Genomic DNA, 23,817 nt, shown 5'->3' on the forward strand with positions numbered 1-23,817 from the left:
GCGCTTTTTTATCGCAAACTTTTTTTGCAAAGATTTGATTGAAAAAAAAAGCCCGCACTGTTTAGGTGCGGGCTTTTTTTTGTTGTTTCCTTTACGCGTCAGCCCGCCCCGTAACCTGTGGTTTCGGTGGTGGTAATAATTGTTGTATTCAGGCTGATGTATCGCATGTCGTCTGTCTGTCTCATAAATGAAGCTGTCACCCTATTGGTTAAAGCAATCGCCCTCTCAAGTCAAATTTTTTTATCTTCACCCATGAAAAATAAGTCGACCTCTGATGGTCAATTCTCTCATTCAATGGGCGTACTCAGGAGATACAAATAAACCAAATCGTAATAAACCAGATAATAAAACCGCAATATCAACTTTAATCAAAACGATATACTTTAAGGTTTTTTTCGACTACATCAGAGAAAACATGCTGGCGGACAATTAATACTGTCGATACGATAAAGCCCGATTGCAGAAACAAAATGGCGATTTACTGGCCGGTCATTTGTGTTAATACTTTAAAAAACAACAAAAATGAAAACTTTGCTTCTTCAGTTTACATTTAACTAACATCAATGATAATTCTTCTTATGTTTTTAGGTGAAATAGACCGCTGACAAGAAAAATAGATTCATGCCTGCCATGTTGAAAGAATATTGATTTTAAACAATAAAAATCAACAGATTAGAAAATTTATTTTTTTGTCACGTCTGGTGTTCAAAGTTTAATATTAATAACACTGAATTGGTAACATAATTTAATCAACTATCGCGGAAAATGGTATTCCTGTAAGTCTTTTTCACAAAAGTGTTAACGTGCTACAATTGAATTTGATATATGTCAACAAAGCGTAGTTTTGTTGGGTGGTAGATTCGGCTCACACTGTTATATTGCTGTTAATAAGGTTAGGATATGCGCCGCTTTTGTCACCTTTAGGGCTGTAGGGAGTAACACCCCGACCAAGCTAGTGATGTTGTTGACGTTGGTGGAAAGTGCATCAAGAACGCGTTTACGTACTTTAGTCATGTGATGAGCAGGATGACGAGTAATAAGTCAATAAAAATCCTAATATAACAAAGACTTCTGTACTTCCTATTTCTATTTTGTTGGCAATTTTAGGTAGCAAACATGCAGACCCCGCACATTCTGATCGTAGAAGACGAGATCGTTACTCGTAACACCCTGAAGAGCATTTTCGAAGCGGAAGGCTATGTTGTTCATGAGGCAAATGATGGCGCAGAGATGCACCACATTCTGTCTGAGAATGATATCAACTTAGTTATTATGGACATCAATCTGCCGGGCAAAAATGGCCTGTTGCTGGCACGGGAGCTCCGTGAACAAGCAAGTGTTGCCCTAATGTTCCTGACAGGTCGTGATAACGAAGTAGATAAGATCCTTGGTTTAGAAATTGGTGCAGATGACTACATCACCAAGCCTTTCAACCCACGCGAATTAACCATTCGTGCACGTAACTTACTGTCACGCACCATGAATTTGGGTAGCGTAGGTGAAGAGCGCCGCTTGGTTGAAAGCTATAAATTCAATGGCTGGGAGCTGGATATCAACAGCCGCTCGCTGATAAGCCCTGCTGGCGAACATTACAAACTGCCACGCAGTGAGTTCCGCGCCATGCTGCACTTCTGTGAAAATCCGGGTAAAATTCAATCCCGTGGCGAATTGCTGAAGAAAATGACTGGCCGTGAGCTAAAACCTCATGACCGTACTGTTGACGTGACTATCCGTCGCATTCGTAAGCATTTCGAGTCTACACCTGATACCCCAGAAATCATCGCCACTATCCATGGTGAAGGTTATCGTTTCTGTGGTGACCTGGAAGAGTAAATTTCTGCCTGACCTCTGCAGTAAAAAGCCAGCATTCAAATGTTGGCTTTTTACTGCAGAGGTCAGGTTCGCCCCAAAATTCTCACCACGGCATAATAGGCACAGCACTGATCGCATTTTTCGGCGAGCCATCGACAACACGATCTGAATAAGTCAGATAGATTAGGGCATTGCGTTTTTGATCGTAGAAACGCACCACCTGTAGCTTTTTAAACACCAGTGAAGTCCGCTTCTGGAAAACCACAGTACCGTCGGATTTCTTATTCTTAATTTTGTCATTTAACTCAATCGGCCCCACTTGCTGGCAAGAGATTGCAGCATCAGAGGTATCTTCCGCCAGCCCTAATCCGCCTTTTATACCGCCGGTTTTCGCCCGACTGATATAACAAGTTACATTTTTAACATCAGGGTCATCGAAGGCTTCAACTACGATTTTATGATCTGGTCCCAGCAGTTTAAATACCGTATCGACTGAGCCAATTTCCTCCGCATGGGCCGTTATTGCCCCAAAAGAAAGCAGACAACCAAGCACTATCCAATTTTTTTTCATACACTTACTCCATCTTGTTGAGAAATGTCATTCAACATTAAACATTTGTAGTAATAATAAAAAATTCGTTAAAAAGTTATTTTATAAATCTTAGGTTCTTTTTTAACACCAATGCCACTAAATTCTTAAGCAGTCGGGAACATAAAAAGTTGCTACTATGCGCCAGAGCGATTCTTTTCATATGACTAATACCCTAAATTTAGGCCGCTTTACGAGGAAGATCTATGGATCAAGCCAGTATCATTCGTGATTTGCTTAGCTGGCTAGAAAGTCATTTAGACCAGCCTTTAGCTCTGGACAATGTCGCGGCTAAAGCAGGCTATTCAAAATGGCATTTGCAGCGAATGTTCAAGGATGTCACCGGGAATGCTATCGGTGCTTATATCCGTGCCAGAAGGCTATCTAAAGCCGCTGTCGCATTACGATTAACCAGCCGCCCTATTCTGGATATTGCCCTGCAATATCGCTTTGATTCGCAGCAAACCTTTACCCGGGCCTTTAAAAAACAGTTTGCGCAGACTCCTGCCTTATACCGTCGGGCAGAAGATTGGCACTCAGCTGGAATATGTCCACCCATCCGGTTGGGGGGACACACCCTGCCTCAACCTGAATTCATCACGTTACCTGAGCAGCATTTGGTCGGTTTAACACAAAGCTACTCTTGCACGCTTGAGCAAATATCAACTCATCGCACGGAATTACGCACCCATTTCTGGCAACAGTACCTTGGTGATGCCGATCAGTTGCCGCCCGTACTCTATGGCTTACATCACTCCCGGCCAAATCAGGAGAAAGATGATGAGCAAGAGATTTTCTATACCACGGCAATCGAACCCCAACATGTTCCGGGTAACGTACAAGAAGGGCAGCCGGTTATCTTACAGGGAGGTGAATATGTGTTGTTCACCTACGACGGGCCATTGGATGGGTTGCAGAACTTCATTCTGACGCTGTATGGCACTAGCCTGCCGCAGTTAGGGCTAACCCGCAGACGTGGGTATGATATCGAACGTTTCTTCCCGCAAGGGAGGCCGAAAGATGGGCCTCCGGCCTCGCTGAAATGTGAATATCTTATTCCTATCCGGCGTTAACGTTGTAACTCATCAAGTGCTGGCATATCCAGATGGGCGGTATCGCCAGCACTTTCAATCACCCAACCCGATGCCAACCACGGGCTTTCCTGATAATCCACTCGCGATAGCGAACAGTTGCGCAAACGCAGACGCCGTTCAGCATGCGCCGGCAAACCAAGCAGCGTGCTTAGCAAACATCCCAACGCCATACCATGGCTCACGAGCAAGGGCTTACTCCCAATAGGTAACTTCAGGCAGCCATCCAGTGCCGCATGCATACGGATCCCCAGTTCGGTCATCGATTCCCCCCCCGGAATACGCCCGCCCTCAGTGCCATTGACCATCTGCTTGCGCCATTGCTCTTCTTGTGACGTTAAGCTCTCAATTGGGCGGCTTTCCAGCACCCCCATATTCAGCTCGCGCAGGCGTGGGTCTGTCACCATTTTTAGCCCGCAAGCATCGGCAATAATTTTTGCCGTCTGCTGCGTACGGCCAAGGTCACTGGTGATAATATGCGTAATCCCTTGGCTGCGAACCCGTTGCGCGACCAGGTTGGCCTGACGTATACCAATGTCAGTCAGCGAACTGTCTGTTTGGCCCTGAATGCGGCGTGCCGCGTTCCATGCGGTTTCGCCGTGACGCACGAGATATACCTGTAACATGTCGTTTTTCCGTTATACTGCGTGAAATAAGCATAAAAAACCATTACGTTAGGCAGCCCTTAAGACGTTGGAGTCGCAGGTAGGCAGTCATCCTGCTACTTCAGGTACGAGGGCATAGGATATCGAGACTCATTATGTACCATGTTGTTGCCGCAACTACCAACCCTGCAAAGATTAAAGCTATCACTCTCGCTTTTGATGACGTTTATGGCCCCGATCAGTATCGCATCGAAGGTGTTAATGTCGATAGCGGTGTTCCCCTGCAACCCATCGGCAGTATTGAGACACGCACCGGTGCCAGGCAGCGCGTGAGCAACGCCCGTAAGATTCGCCCTGAGGCTGATTTTTGGGTTGGGGTTGAAGCCGGTATTGAAGATAATATGACCTTTGCTTGGATGGTAATTGAACACTTACAGTCTCGGGGAGAATCCCGCTCTGCCAGCTTGATGCTGCCCGATATTATATTGCAAGGGATCCGCCAAGGCCGTGAGCTGGGCGACGAAATGGCAGATTTAACGGGTAGATTAAATGTAAAACACCAGGGCGGAGCCATCGGCATTTTTACCCACGGCAAATTGACCCGCACCAGTGTCTACCATCAAGCGTTACTGCTGGCGCTGGTGCCGTTCCACAATGAAATCTACCAGCGCCCGACATAAAACTTATTCTTTCTCTGCCAATAGTTGGGCCTCAAGCCAGTTTTTCAGCTCTGGTGGGGCCGTTTTCAAACTGTTAGAACCACGGGTGATAGTCGCAATGCCTGCGCCCAACTGATTTTTCAGTTCACGCTGGCTTAGTTCGCCACGCATTAACTCCTCAATGATACGCACCCGAGTCCCCAAAGCGGTACGCTCATCTGGCGTCAGCATCAATTGCAACAGCGGTAAATGCAGGTCTTGCGCAATGGCACTTTGCAGCAGCGCAACAAAGCTCAACCAGTGCTGATTATCTTCAGGTGACAATGCCGGATCTGGTGCGGGAGGCGTATTAACCGAGTGTTGAGTCGCCGGTGAATCAGACATTTGCTTTTCGTTGGCCAACGATCGTGTGTTCATGATATGCCGCCATACTATTTAACTAGTACAGCAGCTTATCATAACCGCAGATATACCCAAAGAACTTGGACACCAAAGGCAAAGAGGCTCCTCAACGTCATTGGCGTTGCGGCAAGGCAGCAAGCGAGCAAATCCTGAATCACTTACTCTGGTAAGTGCGCGTAGCTAACACCCCTGTGGCGTCAAGGACAAAGGGGGGGTCAGTAGCGCCTCTGCCACTCGGCATCACTCAGCACCTTCGCAGGGCGATTCATAAAGTGCCGATAAAAGGCATCGTAAGCCAGCACGTTCTTTACATAACCGCGGGTTTCAGAGAAAGGAATGCTTTCAATGAATGCCACGGCATCAACCTGCCCTGCGCTGTTACCCAACCAGGTATTCACTCGTGATGGACCCGCATTATAGGCTGCGCTGGATAAAATACGGTTGCGCCCGAACTGCTGATAAACTTCTTCCAGATAACGGGTACCAATCTCGATGTTAGTTACTGGGTCCAGCAATTGGCTACTATTGACATAACCACTGATATTATTCAGTTTCACCGTGTGTTCTGCGGTACGCGGCATCACCTGCATTAACCCTGCAGCCCCGACCGGTGACTGTGCTTTTGGGTTCCAGGCGCTTTCCTGACGGGCAATCGCCATCGCATAGCTTGGCGTGATCCCTTTACCTTCGGTTGCTTGACGGAACTCTTTCGTCCATGCCAATGGGAAACGCTCTTCCAGATGATCCCATAGCTTGGCAACAATAGTGGCCTGCACGCTCAGGTCGGCCCATTTCTGATCAAATGCATAGCGTGCCAATGCTTCTTGCTCTGGTTTACTGCGGCTGGCAACCAGATAGCTCCACTCGTTACGAGCCAGATTATCCATATTCCAATACATTAACTCGCGCACCCGGGCAATTTCTGGCCGCTGTGCCAATGATGCATCAGGTTTCGTGGCAACCTGCACATTAATGGGGTAAGGCGCACCCAGTTTTTGCGCGGCAACCATCGGATAAAAACCGCGCTCTTGCATCAGGCTGCGCAAGATAGCTTCGCCCTCGGTTTTTTTACCTTGTTCCAATAATAGCGATGCGCGCCAGTAGCGCCACTCATCTTTGTCTTGGGCATCGGCCGGTAAACGGGCCAGCCAGGTGGCTAACCCTTGGCGGTCGCCACTGCCCAGTGACATGCGGATGCGACGTTCCAATAAGGGGGTCGAATGGCTACGCAAGGTCACTTGATCCCGCCATTTGGCTTGATCGTAAGTCGCATCAGTCCCCATCAAGCGCCAGGCAACCGCCTCTTCCAGCGCCAACTTCTCGCTGTCGTCCATTTTTTGCAGCCGAGCCAGAGTGGGGATCATAGCGCGTGCATTTTCCACGTCTTGCCGCGCCAGGCGGGTAAAAGCAATGGTGGTGGCTGAACGGGTAAAATCTGTTGGCCCAACGCTACGGGCAAAGCTTTCAACACTGGCAGGGTCACTTTGCAGTTTCGCCAGAGCGGTGCCCATGGTCTGATAATCCGCTGGCAGTTGTTTGAGTAAATAACTCACCAAACTGGCATTCCCCTCTTTCAACGCCAGCTTCATCCGTGCCAGTGTTGCCAGTGGGGTTTGATGCCCGGCTTGTTGCCAGACACCGAATAATTTATTGCAACTGCCCGGCAGTGCCTGACCATTGAGCCAAATCTTGCTCGCCCCGTCCCAGGCCACCTGCTGCTCGCCAGTGGCCCATTTGGCGTAGTAATAGTTACATTGCGCGGCGACCGGTTTAGGCGCGCTAGGGCTGAATGCCAGTAACCCACGCCAGTCTTCACGACGAGCCAGCTCATTAACAAAACGGGATGACAGCGAACGTGCTGGCGGCAAGGTTGGATTACGGCTAAGGAAATCGTTCACTTGTGCCGCACTCACCTGGCTCAGGTCTTGCGTTAACTGGCGGTACTCCAGATACGGGTACAGGGGATAGTCGCGCAACGTGGGCATCAGTTGCACCACGGTATCCATCTGATTACTGTCCCAGGCCAGTTTAACTTGCTGATAGCGTTGACGTTGGGCATCAATAGAGTCGGCCAATGCCGCTCCTGAAGCCGTCACCAGACACACGCCAATCGCCAGATATCGCCATTTGTACATACTTACTGTTTCCTCACGGGTTGTTGGCTACTGCATTTCACTTGCCGCAACCTCTGATTAGCATAGTCACCATTAGTTCCGTCAGCAGAACATACTAACGAAGAGTTTCACCCGATAGCCAGCGATTACACAGACTAATAGGCACGGAAAATTAATTTTCCTGTGTGATAGTTTAAACCGACGGGGATATTCAGTGTGTTGGAAAAGATATTCCCTAGAGAAATTACCCCTATAATAACTTATCATTCAATTGGTTATTATAAATACAGCGCTGAATTTTTAGACTTTATTATCTCAGATCAAAGCACTATTTTGATAAAAATCTACTATCCTTGCTAAATATAATTAAGTTATTGTAAATAACTCATTCAGAATCATTTTTTAATAAAAATAAAATAATTAAGGGCAGGTTTTTCATGGAAGGAAAAAGCTGCACCATTGACCTACCCAGTAAATAAATGAAAACGAATAGATAGATTTCAGATTTATTAATTTTTAAGAAGGTTCTTTCAATGCAAAACTCATCAAACCATAAACCCGCTTCTCCCCCTCCAGAGGGAAAAGCTTGGTATCAACTTACTGCGGAAGAATCTTTGCAGCATTTACATAGCCGCGAAGAAGGATTAACCCCACAAGAGGCGGAAGAACGCCTTAAGCAGTACGGTCCTAATGCCCTGCCCGCCAAAAAAAATAAGCATCCGTTACTGCAGTTTTTAGCTCACTTTAATGACGTCCTGATTTACATTTTATTAGCAGCAGCATTGGTTAAAGGTCTGATGGGTCATTCAGTTGACACGATTATTATCCTTTGTGTGGCGGTCATTAATGCCTTAATTGGTTATGTTCAGGAAAATAAAGCCGAGAAGTCACTGAAAAGCATACAGAATATGCTGTCCAGTAAAGCTGTCGTCATTCGTGATGGCAGCGCACAAACCATTGATGCGCAGAATCTGGTGCCCGGTGATATCGTCACCTTGAAGCCAGGGGATAAGATCCCCGCCGATCTGCGGTTATTGGAAGCCCATAATCTCCAGATTGAAGAAGCTATCCTGACCGGTGAATCAACCGTGGTTGAGAAGCAAACCGGGGTGATTGAAAACGAATCTGTCATTGGCGATCGCAAAAACCTACTGTTCTCAGGGACCACCATCAGTGCCGGTACGGCAAAAGGCTTAGTGATTGCCAGTGGCGGTGATACCGAGCTGGGCCATATCAACCAGATGATGTCAGAGGTGAAATCGACCCGTACCCCACTGTTGCAACAAATGGATCGTCTGGGTAAAGCCATTTTCATCCTGATTCTGGTGATGATGGCGTTCTTGTTCGTCTTTGCCTTTATCCTGCGCGACCTGCCGGTTGATGAACTGTTACTGGCCTTGATAAGCCTGGCGGTGGCATCGGTTCCGGAAGGCTTACCGGCCATTATTTCGATTATCCTCTCCTTGGGTGTGCAAGCGATGGCGCGTAACCGCGCAATTATCCGCAAGCTACCAACGGTAGAAACCTTAGGTGCCATGACTGTCGTCTGTTCCGATAAGACCGGTACCCTGACCATGAACGAAATGACCGTTAAAGCGGTAATTCTGGCCGACCATTGCTATCGCGTGGAAGGCGAAAGCTATGAGCCAGTCGGCAACATCTACCCGGAAGGTAGCGACCAGCAAGCTTCGCTGGAGACCAACTGTGCGCTGAAGACATTTATTACTGCGGTGAATTTGTGTAATGACAGCCAAATTCAAAAGAACGATCAAGGCCATTGGGCCATTACTGGCGGCCCGACCGAAGGCGCATTAAAAGTGTTAGCCGCCAAATCGGGTATTGCGCTGGGCGAGGTCACTCAGCACGGTAAAATTCCTTTTGATTCATCTTATAAATACATGGCCACCAGCCATCAGGTTCAAGCAGAAAATAGTATTTTCCTAACCGGCGCACCCGATGTGTTGTTTACCTTCTGCCAGCAAGAGCTGACGGACAACGGTGTGGCACCGTTCCGCCGCGACTATTGGGAAGCCGAGATGGGGCGTTATGCCAAGCAAGGTCTGCGCATGGTAGCCGCGGCCTTCCGCCCAACAGAGCATGCAGTCAGTGAGCTGAACCACAGCGATATCCAGCAAGGGATGGTGTTTGTCGGCATCGCCGGCATGATGGACCCACCACGGCCAGAAGCCATTGACGCGATCGCCACCTGCCAACAGGCCGGTATTCGCGTGAAGATGATAACCGGCGACCATCAGGAAACCGCGATGGCAATTGGTGCCATGCTGGGGATAGGTAATGGGAAAGACTCCATTACCGGTGGCCAGTTGGAACATATGGACGATAAAGAATTGGCAGAAGCGGCCGTTCGTTATGATATTTTCGCCCGTACCAGCCCGGAACATAAACTGCGCTTGGTCAAAGCGTTGCAAGAGAAAGGCGAAATCGTGGGTATGACCGGCGATGGCGTTAACGATGCTCCAGCGCTGAAGCAGGCTGATGTGGGTATCGCCATGGGGATCAAGGGTACCGAGGTGACGAAAGAAGCCGCCGATATGGTGCTGTCAGATGATAACTTCGCCACCATTGCCCATGCCGTTGAAGAAGGCCGTCGTGTTTACGATAACCTGAAGAAAACTATCTTGTTTGTCTTGCCAACCAACCTGGCGCAAGGGCTATTAATCATCTTTGCCATCCTGGCTGGTGCAGTTATTCCGCTAACGCCACTGCAAATCCTCTGGATAAACATGGCAACATCCACCACGCTTTCCTTCGGTTTAGCATTTGAGCCAGCAGAAAGAGGCATTATGCGGCGCAATCCGCGTGACCCATCAAAACATGTGTTAGACGGCCATGCCATCTGGCGTATCGCCTTTGTCGGGACCTTGATTGCCTGTAGTGCTTTTGCCTTGGAAGCCTATATGGAACCACGCGGTTACAGCACCGAATTTATCCGTACCGTGTTGATGCAAACACTGGTGACCGCACAATGGATTTATATGTTTAACTGCCGTGTGATGGACCGCTTCCCGCTGAACAAAGAAATATTTGTGAACAAAGGATTGTGGTTAGTTTCTGGCGTACTGGTGGTGTTGCAGTTAGCCATCATCTATCTGCCGTTTATGAATACCGCATTCGGCACCGAACCTCTGCCAGCTTATTATTGGGGTGTAACCTTGTTGGTTTCTATCGCGATCTTCCTGATCGTAGAAGTCGAGAAATGGGTTATCGGTCGCTTCAAACGCACCTCGAACCCTATCTGAGATTAACAACTGCAATCACTGAACCCGGCTAATCAGTCGGGTTTTTTTATATCAGTTAAAAATAGGGCTTAAGATAAATCGCAGATTGTCGATACTGTGACTATTATTGCCTCAATAAAATTCTATAATAGAACAGCGACGATTTATTATCTGACGGCTGCAATCAACATGTAAACAACGTCGCCCTACAGGGAGCGTAAAAATGAATATCGCAACTTGCGCAATTAATGACGTCAGCAACTCTAAACGCTATGATTCGCTCAAGCTGGTTACGCTACGTCGTGTCTCGCAGGCCTGTGTGTCTATTTTATTATTATTATCAGTTTTGTTCACATCTTTCCCCTTAAGGGCCGCGAGTAACGTAAGTGAAGAACTTGTCCAAGAACGTAATGATTCCGCCACCAAGATGGTGCTGGGCATCATCAGTTATGCACGCTGGCCGGAACCACTGCCCGTGATTCGCTTGTGCGTTGTTGCCCCTACTGATTATGCACAAGAGCTTTTTAATCCGGCATTAATGCAAACCTCGCATCCGATTAAAACACAAAGCTATTCACTCTCTGATGTCTCAATTGCGACCCATTGCGATGTCGTTTATCTGGGTCATGTCGATATACAACAGCGTCAAGAACTGGCGACCCAACTTTCTGGGCATTCGGTTCTGACCATCAGTGAAGATTATGACGAATGCACTTTTGGCAGTGCATTTTGTTTACTACTGGAAGACAAGCAAGCCTCTTTCAAAGTTAATATGGATGCATTAGCGCGCGCTGGAGTTCGGGTTCACCCCAGCGTGTTGCAACTTGCTCGTAAAAAAGCTGGCGCATTATGAGTTCAATAAAGCACAAGTCTGCTCAACAGACAAAAAAACACAATAACTCCGCAAAACTACCCACGCTTGGACGGGTATTGGGCCGAATACATTTAACAGTGGCATTAGTCTCAGTCGCAACGGCGGGTATTTTCCTGACACTCGCGGCATTGTTTGCATTGCGCGTTTATGCTGACCATAACCTACATTTGGTTGCCCGTGCTATCAGCTATACCACTGAAGCTGCGGTTGTTTTTGGCGATAGTGTCGCGGCTAATGAAGCACTGTCTCTGATTGCTGCCAATGAAGAAATTGCAGAGGCCAAGATCCTGGATCTTAATGGCCGGGTGTTGGCGAGTTGGACACAGCCTGACAATGGCCCACTGCACCAGATAGAACAAGGTCTCGCCCACTGGGCGTTGCCTAATCCCGTGGTGCTACCCATGATTCATGCTGGTAATGAAATCGGCAGGATAGTGATTATCGGCCATGGTGGCAGCCTACTGCGTTTTCTACTGCAAGGATTAGCAGGCATGCTTTTTTGCCTGGTTCTTAGCACCGTGGTGGCGTTATTTCTGTCACGCCGTATGCTGTTTGGCATCATCGAATCGTTGAACAGAATCACTGAAGTTGCTCATAATGTTAGCCGCCATCGCAGCTTTGGTCAGCGCGTCCCTTCAGCAAAAATTGCCGAGTTGAACGAACTAAGTAACGACTTCAATGGGTTGCTGAAAGAACTGGAAGTGTGGCAGGCACATTTGACCCAGGAAAATGACTTCCTCGCCCATCGTGCCGCTCATGACAGCCTGACCGGATTAGCAAACCGTGCCTTTTTTGAAGGCCGATTAAGCCGTATGCTCCGTGATTGTGATGCCAATGAGCACGTCGCGGTGCTATTCCTTGATGGTGACCGTTTCAAAGAAATCAATGATAGCTATGGTCATGCTGCGGGTGACGTGGTTCTCACCACCATTGCTGATCGTATTCGCGCGTTACTGCGCGAAACCGATTTGGTCGCGCGCCTGGGCGGCGATGAGTTTGCCATATTACTGGCACCTATCCACAACGCTAATGATGTTATTACTATTGCCGATAACATTATCGACAGCATGGCCCAACCCATTGTTCTGGTAGATGGTAGTGAGATAAAAACCTCTCTCAGTATTGGTATTGCGATTTATCCGGATCATGCGCAAACACCTGAAGAACTCTTACAGAGGGCAGACGAAGCCATGTATCAAGCGAAGAAGAATTTCCAGTCCGGCGGGCGGGTCATTGCTAATCAATCGGATGTTATTCATACAGAAAACTTAAGGCAACTGATATGCAGGGATTGAAAGAAAGTCATTTGATAAGACGTATCTGGGTCAGTTTTTTCGTCATGAGTTTATTGATATTGGTGGGCTGCCAGGCCAAACCACAGGGGCTGACACCGGAACAAATTGCTGCACTACAGGAGCAAGGGTTTAAACTAACCGATAATGGCTGGGAGTTTGGGCTAGCCAATAAAGTCTTATTCGATAGCGATGTCAGAAAATTAAACCCGACAGGTGTGCAGACAGTGCAGAATATTGGCCGGGCATTGACTGCCGTTGGGATTAAGCACTTACGCGTTGACGGGCATACCGACGCCATCGGTGAAGAGGGCTATAACCAACAGTTGTCGCTAGAACGCGCTTCCGCAGTCGCCGATACCCTCGCGTCTATTGGCATTCCACGGGCCAATATTGAGGTCCAGGGTCGCGGCAAACTTAACCCTGTCGCCGATAACCGTACCGCCAAAGGGCGGGCAGAAAACCGCCGGGTGGCGATGATAGTGACAGCACCGTAAGTCTTTACCGTTAGGCGGCTAACACCGCTGCAACGTCAAGGACCAAGGGTATGGGATCTGGTAGCGAAACGGGCTACACTTCGCACCAGACATCCTATAAAAACTGATATAGAGAGGCAGATGCAACGTGGCTCAATACGTCTATTCCATGCATCGCGTCGGCAAAGTAGTTCCGCCGAAACGACATATTCTGAAAAACATCTCCCTGAGTTTCTTCCCTGGGGCCAAAATTGGTGTGCTGGGCCTTAACGGCTCCGGTAAATCGACCCTATTGCGTATCATGGCGGGTATCGATACCGACATTGAAGGCGAAGCTCGCCCGCAACCGGGCATCAAAATAGGCTACCTGCCGCAGGAGCCTAAGTTAAACCTTGAGCAAACCGTGCGTGAGTCGGTTGAAGAGGCCGTTGGCGAAGTAAAACGCGCGCTGACCCGTCTGGACGAGGTTTACGCCCTGTATGCTGATCCTGATGCTGATTTCGATAAGCTGGCAAAAGAGCAAGGTGAGCTGGAAGCCATTATCCAATCCCATGACGGCCATAATCTGGATAACCAATTAGAGCGTGCCGCAGATGCTCTGCGTCTGCCACCATGGGATGCAAAAATTGCCAACCTGTCCGGTGGTGAGCGCCGCCGTGTTGCTATCTGCCGCCTGCTGCTGGAAAAACCAGACATGCTGCTGCTGGATGAACCTACCAACCACTTGGATGCTGAATCCGTGGCTTGGCTGGAGCGCTTCCTGCATGATTACGAAGGCACCGTGGTCGCCATCACCCATGACCGTTACTTCCTCGATAACGTGGCGGGTTGGATTCTGGAGCTGGACCGTGGTGAAGGTATTCCATGGGAAGGTAACTATTCCTCATGGCTGGAGCAGAAAGATGCTCGTTTGGCGCTGGAAGCCTCTTCCGAAGCGGCACGTCGCAAATCCATTCAGAAAGAGCTGGAATGGGTTCGTCAGAATCCAAAAGGCCGTCAGGCGAAAGGTAAAGCACGTCTGGCCCGCTTTGAAGAGCTTAACAGCGTTGAGTATCAAAAACGTAATGAAACCAGTGAGTTGTTCATTCCACCTGGCCCACGTTTAGGCGACAAAGTGCTGGAAGTGGAGCATCTAAGCAAATCTTACGGTGACCGTCTGTTGATTGACGACCTGACATTTGCGCTGCCAAAAGGGGCAATCGTCGGGATCATCGGGCCAAACGGTGCGGGTAAATCAACCCTCTTCCGCATGCTATCGGGTCAGGAACAACCGGATTCTGGCACTATCTCACTGGGCGATACCGTGCAATTAGCATCGGTTGATCAGTTCCGTGACAACATGGATAACAGTAAAACTGTCTGGGAAGAAGTGTCCGGTGGTCAGGACATTATGAAAATCGGTAACTTTGAAATTCCAAGCCGTGCCTACGTAGGCCGCTTCAACTTTAAAGGTATTGATCAAGGCAAGCGGGTTGGTGAGCTGTCCGGTGGTGAGCGTGGCCGCATTCATTTGGCTAAACTGCTACAGGTTGGCGGCAACATGCTGCTGCTTGATGAACCGACCAACGATTTGGACATCGAAACCTTGCGCGCACTGGAAAACGCCTTGCTGGAGTTCCCAGGTTGCGCCATGGTTATTTCCCATGACCGTTGGTTCCTTGACCGAATTGCCACCCACATCATCGATTATCAAGATGAAGGTAAAGTGCAGTTCTTCGAAGGTAACTTTACTGAATACGAAGAGTGGAAGAAACGGACTCTGGGTGCCGAGGCGCTGGAACCACACCGTATCAAGTATAAGAAAATGATCAAGTAACAAAAAATGGCCTGCGATTGCAGGCCTGAGGTTAATGACAAAGCTGCTGATAGTTCAGTGAGTGAAGGGTTTACCGCACCTAGGGGCACTCCGGTGGCTCACGCCACTACGACCCCAACGGCACGCTTCCCCTTCATTTGACTTTATCAGCAGTCCGTGGCCTGCGATTGCAGGCCTTTTCAATCTGGATACTTCACTCGGTATCGGCTACTCCGCCCTTCCCCCTCAAGTTTTTCAATACATTCCCGAGCCAATAAGTCGGCATTATGGCAGCCAAACCGTCAGAACGATCAGAAGTCGGATAACTCTGCTCTGAAGTGATCCCGAGTCGTTTGGCCAATGATGAACGCACCGATCTGATATTAAGTTGTTGGTTTTCTATTTTTGATGAAGCGACAATATTGGCCAATAATATATCTAAGGTTTTCGAGGCGTGTTCGGCAGAGGTATTCCCCCGATTTCCCCCATGATTGTTTATCTCAAACGAGCACCGCAGTGAGGGTTCAGCTTATCACTGCAACCCGATAGGTCTACACTCATCGCATACGCTAAACAGGAGCAGGAATATCATCATGTCGATAAAAGCCATCGCCGTAAACCCGCAACAACCCGCAACAACCCGCCGATTTTATTGAAATCACGTTAGATTTACTCACCCCCGGCCCATTTGATTTGCTGGTTGAAGTCAAAGCCGCCTCCGTTAACCCGGTCGATACCAAAGTGCATGGTGGCTTGCAGAAGAATGGCCTACAACAGCCGCGTATTCTGGGTTGGGATGCCGCAGGCATAGTGGTGAGCGTCGGCGAGCAAGTCACTGGTTTTCACGCGGGTGATGAAGTCTGGTATGCCGGGGATATCACCCGTCCAGGCAGCAATGCCAGCCAACAGTTGGTTGATGCCCGTATCGCCGCCCACAAGCCGCGCTCATTCAACTGGGCGCAGGCTGCCGCCCTGCCATTAACCGCTATCACCGCATGGGAAGCCCTGTTCGAACATTTGAAAATCCAGCAAGCCAGTGCGGGTCAGAGTCTATTGATCATTGGCGGCGCAGGAGGTGTGGGGTCATTAGCAATACCGCTGGCGGCATTACGTAGCCCGGTAACCGTAATTGCAACCGCATCACGCCCAGGATCTGCCGCCTGGTGCCGTGAACGGGGTGCCGATTTGACCCTGGACTACCGTGACCTGAAAGCAGAGTTAGCAAAAGAAGGTATCTATAAAGTTGATTACATTCTTTGCCTGAATGATACCGACGGCCACTGGCCCGCTATCAGCGAGTTAATCGCCCCGCGGGGGCACATTTGCACCCTCGTTGAGAATGAAAAACCCTTGGATCAGAATCAGCTAGAACTGAAAAGTGCGGCCCTGCATTGGGAGTTTATGTTCACTCGCAGCATGTTCTCCACGCCAGATATTGCCCAGCAAGGGGAAATTTTAAAACAAGTGAGCCAGCTAGTGGATGAGGGCAAACTGCCAGGAACCTTGAGCGAGACATTGCACGGTCTGACGGTGGAGAACCTGCAAGCAGCCCACAAACTCGTCGCAGGCGGGCATATGCAGGGTAAAGTGGTTATTGCCTACTAACATCTACTCTCCCGCGCGTCAGCCAATACTGAAGGGCGAGCCAGTCTTTGCAGGTCGGCGGCCAATAGCTGTTGTACCAGTTCAACGCAGCGTAGGAAACGCGCATCGTAGTCGGCCGATTCGACATGAACGTATTCGATATTATTATTGCGCAGCATCTGCTCCAGTAGTTGCTGGAAAGATTTGCGCTCACGCTCACTGCCAAGGCTGCGCAAGCCATCGGCGACCCACGGGGTGTTATTTTCCAGCAAGATAACCAGATCAAAACGGTATTCATCAATCAGCGCCTGCACAAACGGGTGCTCGCGTCCTTCATATTTCTTACAAAAGGCCTGCGTGGTTACAAAGTCGGTATCAATAAACGCCACTTTATTAGCGTATTTCACCGCAAAATCCACGTACTGTGCCTGCCCCAGCGCAATCTTGTCATAATCTGAATATTGCAACGCCATTTCATCACCACCCAAATGAGAAAAGACATAATCACGGCCATATTCCCATGCACTGGTGGTATTGAAAATATTGGCTAACTTATTGACTAACGTCGATTTCCCGCTGGACTCACCGCCCAAAATCGCCACCGTGCGCACAAAAAATGGCTTCACTTCCGTCGGGATATAATCCCAATATCGGAAAGGATCGCGGCGGATCTGGCGACCACTGATATTCATAAATGAGCGCTGCGGGTCGATCAGGATGGTTTCGATGCCAAATTGCTCTTGGTAATGTGGCGCATCCTGACTTTCGCTGGAGTAAATAAAGTTCGGGGCAATCCCCTTTTCATTCATAAAGTTTTTGACGCCATGACTCCAGACGTCCCAACCATGGGGATACGGCTCAATACCGTGCTCATCAAATGAATGAATATGGATATTTTTCTGATATTTAAAGGTTTGTAGCAACCAGCGTAAACGGTCGCTGACTGTTGGTTGCTGTGACATAGAACTGTTTTCGAACAGTTCGCGATCACGGGGTTCATCGTAACAAAGAATGATATGCAGCTCATCGACCTGACTGCAGGCGCGCTGGATTAAATAGATATGGCCGGTATGCAACGGGTAAAATTTACCAAACACCACGCCGACTTTTTTCTCGCGACGAGGGAATTCCAAGCCAAGAAAACGGTGCAGTGCTTCAAGCTTTTGTGCACTGGGGCTTTTAATTTTGTCGTTGAGTAGCTGGCTTAAATACCCTTTGGTCATGCCGCTGGCTTCGGCCACCTGCTGTAAAGTACAGCCCTTTTGTTTAATTGCTGTTTTGAGATAATCAAACTGCAGCATACCGCCTCCTTGTTTAGTGCACTAAACAAAAATAACACAGTATGCTGCGAGATGAACACGACTTTATGTGTTATTCGTTGCTACAAATCCTCTAATACCGCCAACGCATCGGCCAGTTTTTTCACGCCGAAAACCTGCATGTTGGGCAGCGGTTTTTTCGGCATATTGGCATAAGGCACGATAGCGCGTTTAAAACCGTGCTTGGCGGCTTCGGAAATGCGCTCCTGGCCACTTGGCACCGGCCGAATTTCACCGGCCAGCCCGACTTCACCGAACACGACCAAATCTTGCGGTAACGGGCGATCACGCAAGCTGGACACCAGCGACATCAGCAAGGCCAGATCAGCACTGGTTTCTGTCACTTTTACACCGCCGACCACATTAACGAACACGTCCTGATCCGACATCTGCAAACCACCGTGGCGGTGCAAGACTGCCAGCAAAATTGCCAGGCGGTTTTGCTCCAGCCCAACCGCCACCCGGCGTGGGTTAGCCATCATGGAGTGATCCACTAACGCCTGAATCTCTACCAGCAGCGGGCGGGTCCCTTCCCACACCACCATCACTGAGCTGCCCGCAGTCACTTCATCACCACGGCTCAGGAAAATAGCGGACGGATTACTGACTTCCCGCAGACCTTGTTCGGTCATGGCAAATACGCCTAATTCATTGACCGCACCAAAGCGGTTTTTGTGGCTGCGTAGGGTTCGGAAACGTGAGTCTCCGTCACCATCGAGCATCACCGAACAGTCGATACAGTGCTCTAATACCTTCGGCCCCGCCAGCGAACCATCTTTGGTCACGTGGCCCACCATCACAATAGCGACCCCACGGGTTTTGGCAAAACGGGTGAGATAGGCGGCGGTTTCACGCACTTGTGCCACGCTGCCTGGCGACGATTGGATATCCGCCATATGCATCACCTGAATAGAGTCGATCACCATCAGCCGTGGTTGTTCTTGCTCGGCAATCAGGCAGATCTGCTCGATGCTGGTTTCCGACAACATATTCAGGCCCGCAGTGGGTAGCCCCAAGCGATGCGCGCGCATTGCCACCTGCTGCAACGACTCTTCGCCAGTGACATACAGGGTTTTCATGTTTTCAGACAGCTTGCAGAGGGTTTGCAGCAGCAAGGTACTTTTACCCGCGCCGGGATTACCGCCAATCAGAATCGCGCTGCCCGGTACCACACCCCCCCCCAGCACCCGATCGAACTCAAGGAAGCCGGTTGAGAAGCGCGGCTGTTCGTCCAGACTGATATCTGACAGTTTTTGTACCCGGCTGACCCCCGCGTCACCCGCATAACCACCAAAACGCTCAGTACGAGATGATGAAGATACCGCCGCCAGCCTAACCTCAGTAATGGTATTCCAGGCATTACAGGCGCTACACTGCCCCTGCCAGCGCGGATAATCTGCACCACATTCATTACAAACAAATGCCCGTTTTGGCGCTTTAGCCACGTTTCACCTCAATTTAATTAGCTCACACCTGCCAGCATCCCCAAAGACATTGGTGCTACAGCCAGGCAGCAAGCGAACGCCGCTAACAACGCGGTAGTGCCAAGGACGAAGGGGATTAGCGTTCTTCGCGTTTTAAGCTACCCGTCAGGATACACAGCACACTCAGCAAATCACCATGGCGGATAGCCACTTTCGCTCTAGCGTAAACCTTGGGCTTAGCATGGAAAGCCAAACCTAGCCCGGCGGCTTGCATCATTTTCAGGTCATTGGCACCATCGCCGATAGCCACGGTTTGAGCTATCGGGATATTCAGTTTTTCAGCCAGTTTGATCAAAGTGTCAGCTTTGTACTGAGCATCGACAATGGGCCCCAACACTTTGCCTGTCAGCTTACCCTCTTTGATTTCAAGCTCATTGGCCGCGACGTCTACCAGTCGCAATTTGTCGCGCAGGTACTCGGCATAATAAGTGAAACCACCAGAGGCAATAGCCACATGCCAATCCAACGCGTGAAGCTTATGAACCAGACTGGTCAGCCCCGGCATCAATGGCAATTGGTCACGGACTTGTTTTAGGATATTGGCATCGGCCCCTTTCAGGGTAGCAACCCGTTGACGCAGACTGGTCGCAAAATCCAGCTCACCCTGCATGGCGCGCTCTGTCACTGCCGCCACTTCTTCTCCCACGCCGGCCAGCTTGGCAATTTCATCGATACATTCGATTTGGATGGCGGTGGAATCCATGTCCATCACCAACAGGCCAGGGGTACGCAAATGGGGGATCGCCCCCAATGGCGCAACATCAAGGCCGCTTTCATCTGCCAGCGTTTTGATCCGTGGCGTCAGGCTGCCTGCCAGACGGATCACCCGATAATCTTCCACACACCAGGCGGAAACAATGACCATTGCGGCACCCAGTTGGCGTTGGAAATCGGTAATACGCTTTTTATCCAGTTCCCTGCCGTACAACAGCCAACCAGTATGACCGGCACGATAATCCAGCGGCATGACTTCATCGCCACTGAGTGAAAGTGGCAGACCCGGCCATTGATAGATCTCCGAAGGCAGATCGCAATAGGTCAGACTATTAGACATGAATTATTCCTGTAGAAAACTGGGTAAAGGCAAGACAAAAGGACGCATCAAGCTATCCTATCGCCCTTGCTTCTGGCAACATAAAGTCACCGATTCTTGCAAGGAACCCGCATGGCCAAGGCTAAATTAAAATTCCGATTGCACCGTACTGCTATTGTTTTGATTTGCCTGGCATTATTGGTGTTGCTTATGCAAGGTGCATCCTATTTTAGCCTCAGTCATCAGCTAGCCCGTTCGGAACAAGTTGAAGAACTGGCAAAAACACTGGCGAAACAAGTCACTTTCAGCCTGTCACCTATCATGGACAGTGGCGATGATGATATCGATAGCCAAAAAGTCGATGAAATTCTCCAGCAACTGACACAATCCAGCCGCATATTGGATGCCAGCGTCTATCAGATTGATGGCACGCTGGTCGCCGCCGCCGGAGAGAACGTCAAAGTACGTGATCGACTGGCATTAGATGGTAAACGCCCCGGCAGTTATTTCAATCACCAGATTGTCGAACTGATCCCCGGAAAAAGCGGGCCAAGTGGATTTCTGCGGATGACACTGGATACTCATGTGCTGGCGACAGAATCCAAGCAAGTGGATAATACCACCAATTTGCTGCGTCTGATGATACTGGTCGCGCTGGCGGTGGGGATCATTCTGGCTCGCACCCTGTTGCAAGGCCGCCGCAGTCGCTGGCAGCAATCACCCTATCTGCTGACCGCCAATACCCCGGTCAAAGAAGATGAGAGTGAAGATGATGCGGCAGAGCCGCCTACCACTCAGGCAGATAGCAAGCCAGGGGATAAATAGCCTGCGGCGTCAAGGGCGCAGAGGATAAATAGCCTGCGGCGTCAAGGGCGCAGAGGATCCTCAAAGCCATTGGTGTTGCAGCAAGGCAGCAAACAAGTGAGTCCCGATGAGCTGACTCAAGTCAGTGATTCGGGTAAACGAGAGCCGCTAACAAAGCTGCGGCGTCAAGGGCGCAGAGGATTAGGCCATGCGCTTAATTAAAGGGGTTAATGAAAACAGTTTTTCCTGCATTTGACCGGCTATAGCCTTAAAACCTGCACTGATATTTGGATCGCTACTCAGGGTATCCCAGTATTGTGTTGCCAGTTGTTGCGCCTGCCCCCAATGTTCACGGCTCACATCAGCCGATAACCTGATATCAGGCACCGTTTGCCGCATATTCCCCATACCTGATGGAGCAAACGCCATTGGCAGCATGTCGTAAATAGGGGCAAGAGATAAAGGCCGGTTTGCGAGATGCAAGAATGATAGATTTCCATGATGCATATCGGTATTTGCAATCAATATCCCGAAAGCCCAAATTAAACGGACTTGTTCAAGCTCTGCAATATCCAGTAAGCCTTTTAGCGCCAGCTCACGACAAACTTTTGGCCAACTGGCAACGGGCATACCGACAAATTCAGCATTCACGGCTTCCAGAGACACCATGCCAACGCGGCCACGCTGACCCTGGCGGTCAAAGCGTTCCACCTCCAGGAAAGTTTGCTTATCCTGATGTTGCAGTATATGGCTGGCGGCGGCTGAATAACCCGCATTCTTTAAGGTGTTCAGCGCCAAAGACTCGGCAATAAGTAAATCTGCCCAGCGTTGTGCGTTAGGGTTATCTGGTGTCACGGTAAATTTAACGATGACATATGACGGAGGCTTTCCCTCATATCCAGCATAACAGGTAAATTTCGGTTGCTCTCCACCGGCCGATGACCCCACCATCTCACCCGCCAGCGCCATTAGAGATAATTCTTTATATCGTTGCGGCTTATCTAATGGTGGAATGGGAACAGCATCAGGCTTGAGCAACCAATGCTGGTAGCTCTCCTGCCCGAGCAGAATATTACCATTTACATCATCTGCCATACGGGACAGGGCGATAAGAATATGCTCTTCATTCCATCCACGAATGTCCCTATCAAGCTGCAACGGCTCAGCGACTGACTTCCCCCAAATCCGCCCCAGAAACCCTTGTGGCCGCATATCCGCCAGATACCACGGGAGGCTATCGAATTGTTGCCATGTATCGTCATCCAGTTGGTGTACGCAACACATTTCAGCCGGATAGATCGGATATAAATGAGCAAAATGACTGGCATTTCCTTCACCATCAATTCGGTAGAGCGGAAACTCACCCACACCGGCAACCGAGCGAAGTAAAGCATAATGGGTGGATTTTCCTTTCCCTATCTTTAGTACCCGCTCCTTCAACGCAGTTAATTGACGGGAGATCGTCGATTGACTGGTGGCTAAAGCTTGCGCTAGAGAATTTGCCGTTGTCGGGCCTTGGCGCAATAACATTTCCAGAGTGGGCATTTGAATAGATCCATAAATAGAAATGTGAATAGAAACGTGAATAGATTTATATCGCTAATAGTATGATATGTAAAGACGATGAAATTAAACTACGCAGATTATGAATAGATTCGCAGAGACAAACAAAATAATAAAGAACCGAGCCGCAACACAGTGTCACGGCTCAGTAAGGCGACTTTATGCCGCTTTATCACCCAGCAATACTGATTCTAATGCAATTTCAATCATGTCATTGAAGGTGCTCTGGCGCTCGGCAGCGGTCGTTTGCTCACCGGTACGGATATGGTCAGACACGGTGCAGATAGTCAGGGCTTTCGCGCCGAACTCAGCCGCCACGCCATAGATACCCGCCGCTTCCATTTCCACACCCAGAATGCCGTATTTTTCCATGACATCAAACATTTGTGGATCTGGCGTATAGAACAGGTCGGCAGAGAAAAGGTTGCCCACACGGACATCAATGCCTTTCGCTTTGGCTGCATCAACCGCATTGCGGGTCATCTCGAAGTCAGCGATCGCCGCATAGTCGTGGTCTTTAAAACGCATGCGGTTTACTTTGGAATCGGTACAAGCCCCCATGCCGATAACCACATCACGCAGTTTCACATCAGCACGTACCGCACCACATGAACCCACACGGATGATTTTTTTCACGCCAAAATCAGTGATCAACTCTTTCGCGTAAATGGAGCAAGATGGGATACCCATACCGTGACCCATAACAGAGATTTTGCGGCCTTTATAAGTTCCGGTGAAGCCCAACATGCCACGCACATTATTCACTTCGCGCACGTCTTGCAGGAAGGTTTCGGCGATAAACTTCGCACGTAGCGGATCCCCTGGCATCAGTACAACGTCAGCGAAATCACCCATTTCAGCATTAATATGTGGCGTAGCCATAATCACTTTCCTTAAAAATCAGAGAATTAAAAATAGTCTATCCCGAACCATGTTGGCTGCTGCTGCGCCTTATACAATTCAGGTGTTAAAACAATCAGAAACGTAGATGAACGCCGAAATTTTAGGCGCGGCCAGCGCACAGACCCCAGAGCCTACACGAAGTACATGAGGATTTTTAGCACTGCCCAATCCTAAAATGG

Annotated in this window: 20 protein-coding genes, 2 pseudogenes and 1 other annotated feature; of the genes and pseudogenes, 10 read left to right on the plus strand and 12 right to left on the minus strand. The window is 49.3% G+C overall.

Annotated features, from left to right (window positions below; genetic code table 11):
• Positions 1-41 precede the first annotated feature (41 nt).
• Positions 42-160: a sequence feature (Thr leader region), on the minus strand.
• Both thrL and yjjY read right to left on the minus strand, forming a co-directional pair.
• Positions 99-185: a thr operon leader peptide gene (gene thrL, locus AEP37_RS24605; protein ID WP_071598596.1), complete on the minus strand. Its 87-nt coding sequence runs from the start codon at positions 183-185 to the stop codon at positions 99-101. It overlaps the preceding feature by 62 nt.
• Positions 186-873: 688 nt before the next feature.
• Positions 874-1,014 (minus strand): YjjY family protein, encoded by a 141-nt coding sequence (gene yjjY / locus AEP37_RS28035; protein ID WP_053101942.1) that lies wholly within the window; start codon positions 1,012-1,014, stop codon positions 874-876.
• A 102-nt stretch (positions 1,015-1,116) separates the two neighbouring features.
• Between yjjY and arcA the strand changes: the two genes are divergently transcribed.
• On the plus strand, positions 1,117-1,833 hold the full coding sequence (gene arcA, locus AEP37_RS04370) for a two-component system response regulator ArcA (RefSeq protein WP_004706052.1): 717 nt from the start codon (positions 1,117-1,119) through the stop codon (positions 1,831-1,833).
• A gap of 82 nt (positions 1,834-1,915) precedes the next feature.
• On the opposite strand, the gene creA is transcribed toward arcA, so the two are convergent.
• Complete coding sequence (gene creA, locus AEP37_RS04375; protein WP_049610449.1) at positions 1,916-2,383, minus strand: protein CreA; 468 nt, start codon at positions 2,381-2,383, stop codon at positions 1,916-1,918.
• A gap of 224 nt (positions 2,384-2,607) precedes the next feature.
• Here creA and robA point away from each other — a divergent pair, with 224 nt between their 5' ends.
• Positions 2,608-3,474 (plus strand): MDR efflux pump AcrAB transcriptional activator RobA, encoded by an 867-nt coding sequence (gene robA, locus AEP37_RS04380; protein WP_049610452.1) that lies wholly within the window; start codon positions 2,608-2,610, stop codon positions 3,472-3,474.
• On the opposite strand, the gene gpmB is transcribed toward robA, so the two are convergent.
• Positions 3,471-4,118, minus strand: a complete 648-nt coding sequence (gpmB, locus tag AEP37_RS04385; protein WP_049610455.1) for a 2,3-diphosphoglycerate-dependent phosphoglycerate mutase GpmB — start codon at positions 4,116-4,118, stop codon at positions 3,471-3,473. The two genes, robA and gpmB, sit on opposite strands and share 4 nt — an antisense overlap.
• Before the next feature lie 134 nt (positions 4,119-4,252).
• On the opposite strand from gpmB, the gene yjjX reads away from it, so the two are divergent.
• Positions 4,253-4,777 carry an inosine/xanthosine triphosphatase gene (gene yjjX, locus AEP37_RS04390; RefSeq protein WP_049610456.1) on the plus strand — a complete coding sequence of 175 codons (525 nt, stop codon included), beginning with the start codon at positions 4,253-4,255 and terminating at the stop codon, positions 4,775-4,777.
• Between the two features lie 3 nt (positions 4,778-4,780).
• Here yjjX and trpR read toward each other — a convergent pair whose 3' ends face one another.
• Positions 4,781-5,140, minus strand: coding sequence for a trp operon repressor (gene trpR, locus AEP37_RS04395; RefSeq protein WP_156168520.1), 360 nt, complete (start codon positions 5,138-5,140; stop codon positions 4,781-4,783).
• 233 nt (positions 5,141-5,373) lie between these two features.
• Entirely contained in the window at positions 5,374-7,293 is a 1,920-nt protein-coding gene (gene sltY, locus AEP37_RS04400; protein ID WP_049610462.1) for a murein transglycosylase, read from the minus strand.
• Between the two features lie 512 nt (positions 7,294-7,805).
• On the opposite strand from sltY, the gene AEP37_RS04405 reads away from it, so the two are divergent.
• From AEP37_RS04405 to ettA, 5 genes are all read left to right on the plus strand, one after another.
• Positions 7,806-10,532: a cation-transporting P-type ATPase gene (locus tag AEP37_RS04405; protein WP_049610465.1), complete on the plus strand. Its 2,727-nt coding sequence runs from the start codon at positions 7,806-7,808 to the stop codon at positions 10,530-10,532.
• 202 nt (positions 10,533-10,734) lie between these two features.
• Positions 10,735-11,364 (plus strand): YfiR family protein, encoded by a 630-nt coding sequence (locus tag AEP37_RS04410; RefSeq protein ID WP_049610467.1) that lies wholly within the window; start codon positions 10,735-10,737, stop codon positions 11,362-11,364.
• Positions 11,361-12,680, plus strand: coding sequence for a diguanylate cyclase domain-containing protein (locus tag AEP37_RS04415; protein WP_049610470.1), 1,320 nt, complete (start codon positions 11,361-11,363; stop codon positions 12,678-12,680). Before AEP37_RS04410 ends, AEP37_RS04415 begins: the two co-directional genes overlap by 4 nt.
• Positions 12,668-13,174, plus strand: a complete 507-nt coding sequence (locus AEP37_RS04420; RefSeq protein ID WP_049610474.1) for an OmpA family protein — start codon at positions 12,668-12,670, stop codon at positions 13,172-13,174. Before AEP37_RS04415 ends, AEP37_RS04420 begins: the two co-directional genes overlap by 13 nt.
• A 127-nt stretch (positions 13,175-13,301) precedes the next feature.
• Positions 13,302-14,969 carry an energy-dependent translational throttle protein EttA gene (gene ettA / locus AEP37_RS04425; protein WP_049610477.1) on the plus strand — a complete coding sequence of 556 codons (1,668 nt, stop codon included), beginning with the start codon at positions 13,302-13,304 and terminating at the stop codon, positions 14,967-14,969.
• Between the two features lie 262 nt (positions 14,970-15,231).
• Here the strand turns inward: ettA and AEP37_RS24615 are convergent.
• Positions 15,232-15,435: pseudogene (locus AEP37_RS24615) on the minus strand (DUF4172 domain-containing protein); the annotation flags it as partial.
• A gap of 106 nt (positions 15,436-15,541) precedes the next feature.
• Between AEP37_RS24615 and AEP37_RS04430 the strand changes: the two are divergent.
• Positions 15,542-16,553, plus strand: a pseudogene (locus AEP37_RS04430) (zinc-binding alcohol dehydrogenase family protein).
• On the opposite strand, the gene nadR reads toward AEP37_RS04430, so the two are convergent.
• The 3 genes from nadR to serB all read right to left on the minus strand — a co-directional run bounded on the left by nadR (position 16,550) and on the right by serB (position 20,389).
• Positions 16,550-17,833 carry a multifunctional transcriptional regulator/nicotinamide-nucleotide adenylyltransferase/ribosylnicotinamide kinase NadR gene (nadR, locus tag AEP37_RS04435; protein ID WP_049610481.1) on the minus strand — a complete coding sequence of 428 codons (1,284 nt, stop codon included), beginning with the start codon at positions 17,831-17,833 and terminating at the stop codon, positions 16,550-16,552. The pseudogene AEP37_RS04430 and the gene nadR sit on opposite strands and share 4 nt — an antisense overlap.
• An 80-nt stretch (positions 17,834-17,913) precedes the next feature.
• Positions 17,914-19,296 carry a DNA repair protein RadA gene (gene radA / locus AEP37_RS04440; RefSeq protein WP_049610487.1) on the minus strand — a complete coding sequence of 461 codons (1,383 nt, stop codon included), beginning with the start codon at positions 19,294-19,296 and terminating at the stop codon, positions 17,914-17,916.
• A 115-nt stretch (positions 19,297-19,411) separates the two neighbouring features.
• A complete protein-coding gene (gene serB, locus AEP37_RS04445; RefSeq protein ID WP_049610492.1) occupies positions 19,412-20,389 on the minus strand; it encodes a phosphoserine phosphatase in 978 nt (325 codons plus the stop codon).
• A gap of 111 nt (positions 20,390-20,500) precedes the next feature.
• On the opposite strand from serB, the gene AEP37_RS04450 reads away from it, so the two are divergent.
• Entirely contained in the window at positions 20,501-21,193 is a 693-nt protein-coding gene (locus tag AEP37_RS04450; protein WP_049610495.1) for a YtjB family periplasmic protein, read from the plus strand.
• A gap of 180 nt (positions 21,194-21,373) precedes the next feature.
• Here the strand turns inward: AEP37_RS04450 and yjjJ are convergent, their stop codons facing one another.
• Both yjjJ and deoD read right to left on the minus strand, forming a co-directional pair.
• On the minus strand, positions 21,374-22,717 hold the full coding sequence (gene yjjJ / locus AEP37_RS04455; protein ID WP_049610498.1) for a type II toxin-antitoxin system HipA family toxin YjjJ: 1,344 nt from the start codon (positions 22,715-22,717) through the stop codon (positions 21,374-21,376).
• A 177-nt stretch (positions 22,718-22,894) separates the two neighbouring features.
• Positions 22,895-23,617 carry a purine-nucleoside phosphorylase gene (gene deoD, locus AEP37_RS04460; protein WP_049610501.1) on the minus strand — a complete coding sequence of 241 codons (723 nt, stop codon included), beginning with the start codon at positions 23,615-23,617 and terminating at the stop codon, positions 22,895-22,897.
• Positions 23,618-23,817 lie beyond the last annotated feature (200 nt).

Source organism: Yersinia pekkanenii (genome assembly GCF_001152565.1).
GTDB classification, from domain to species: Bacteria; Pseudomonadota; Gammaproteobacteria; order Enterobacterales; family Enterobacteriaceae; genus Yersinia; species Yersinia pekkanenii.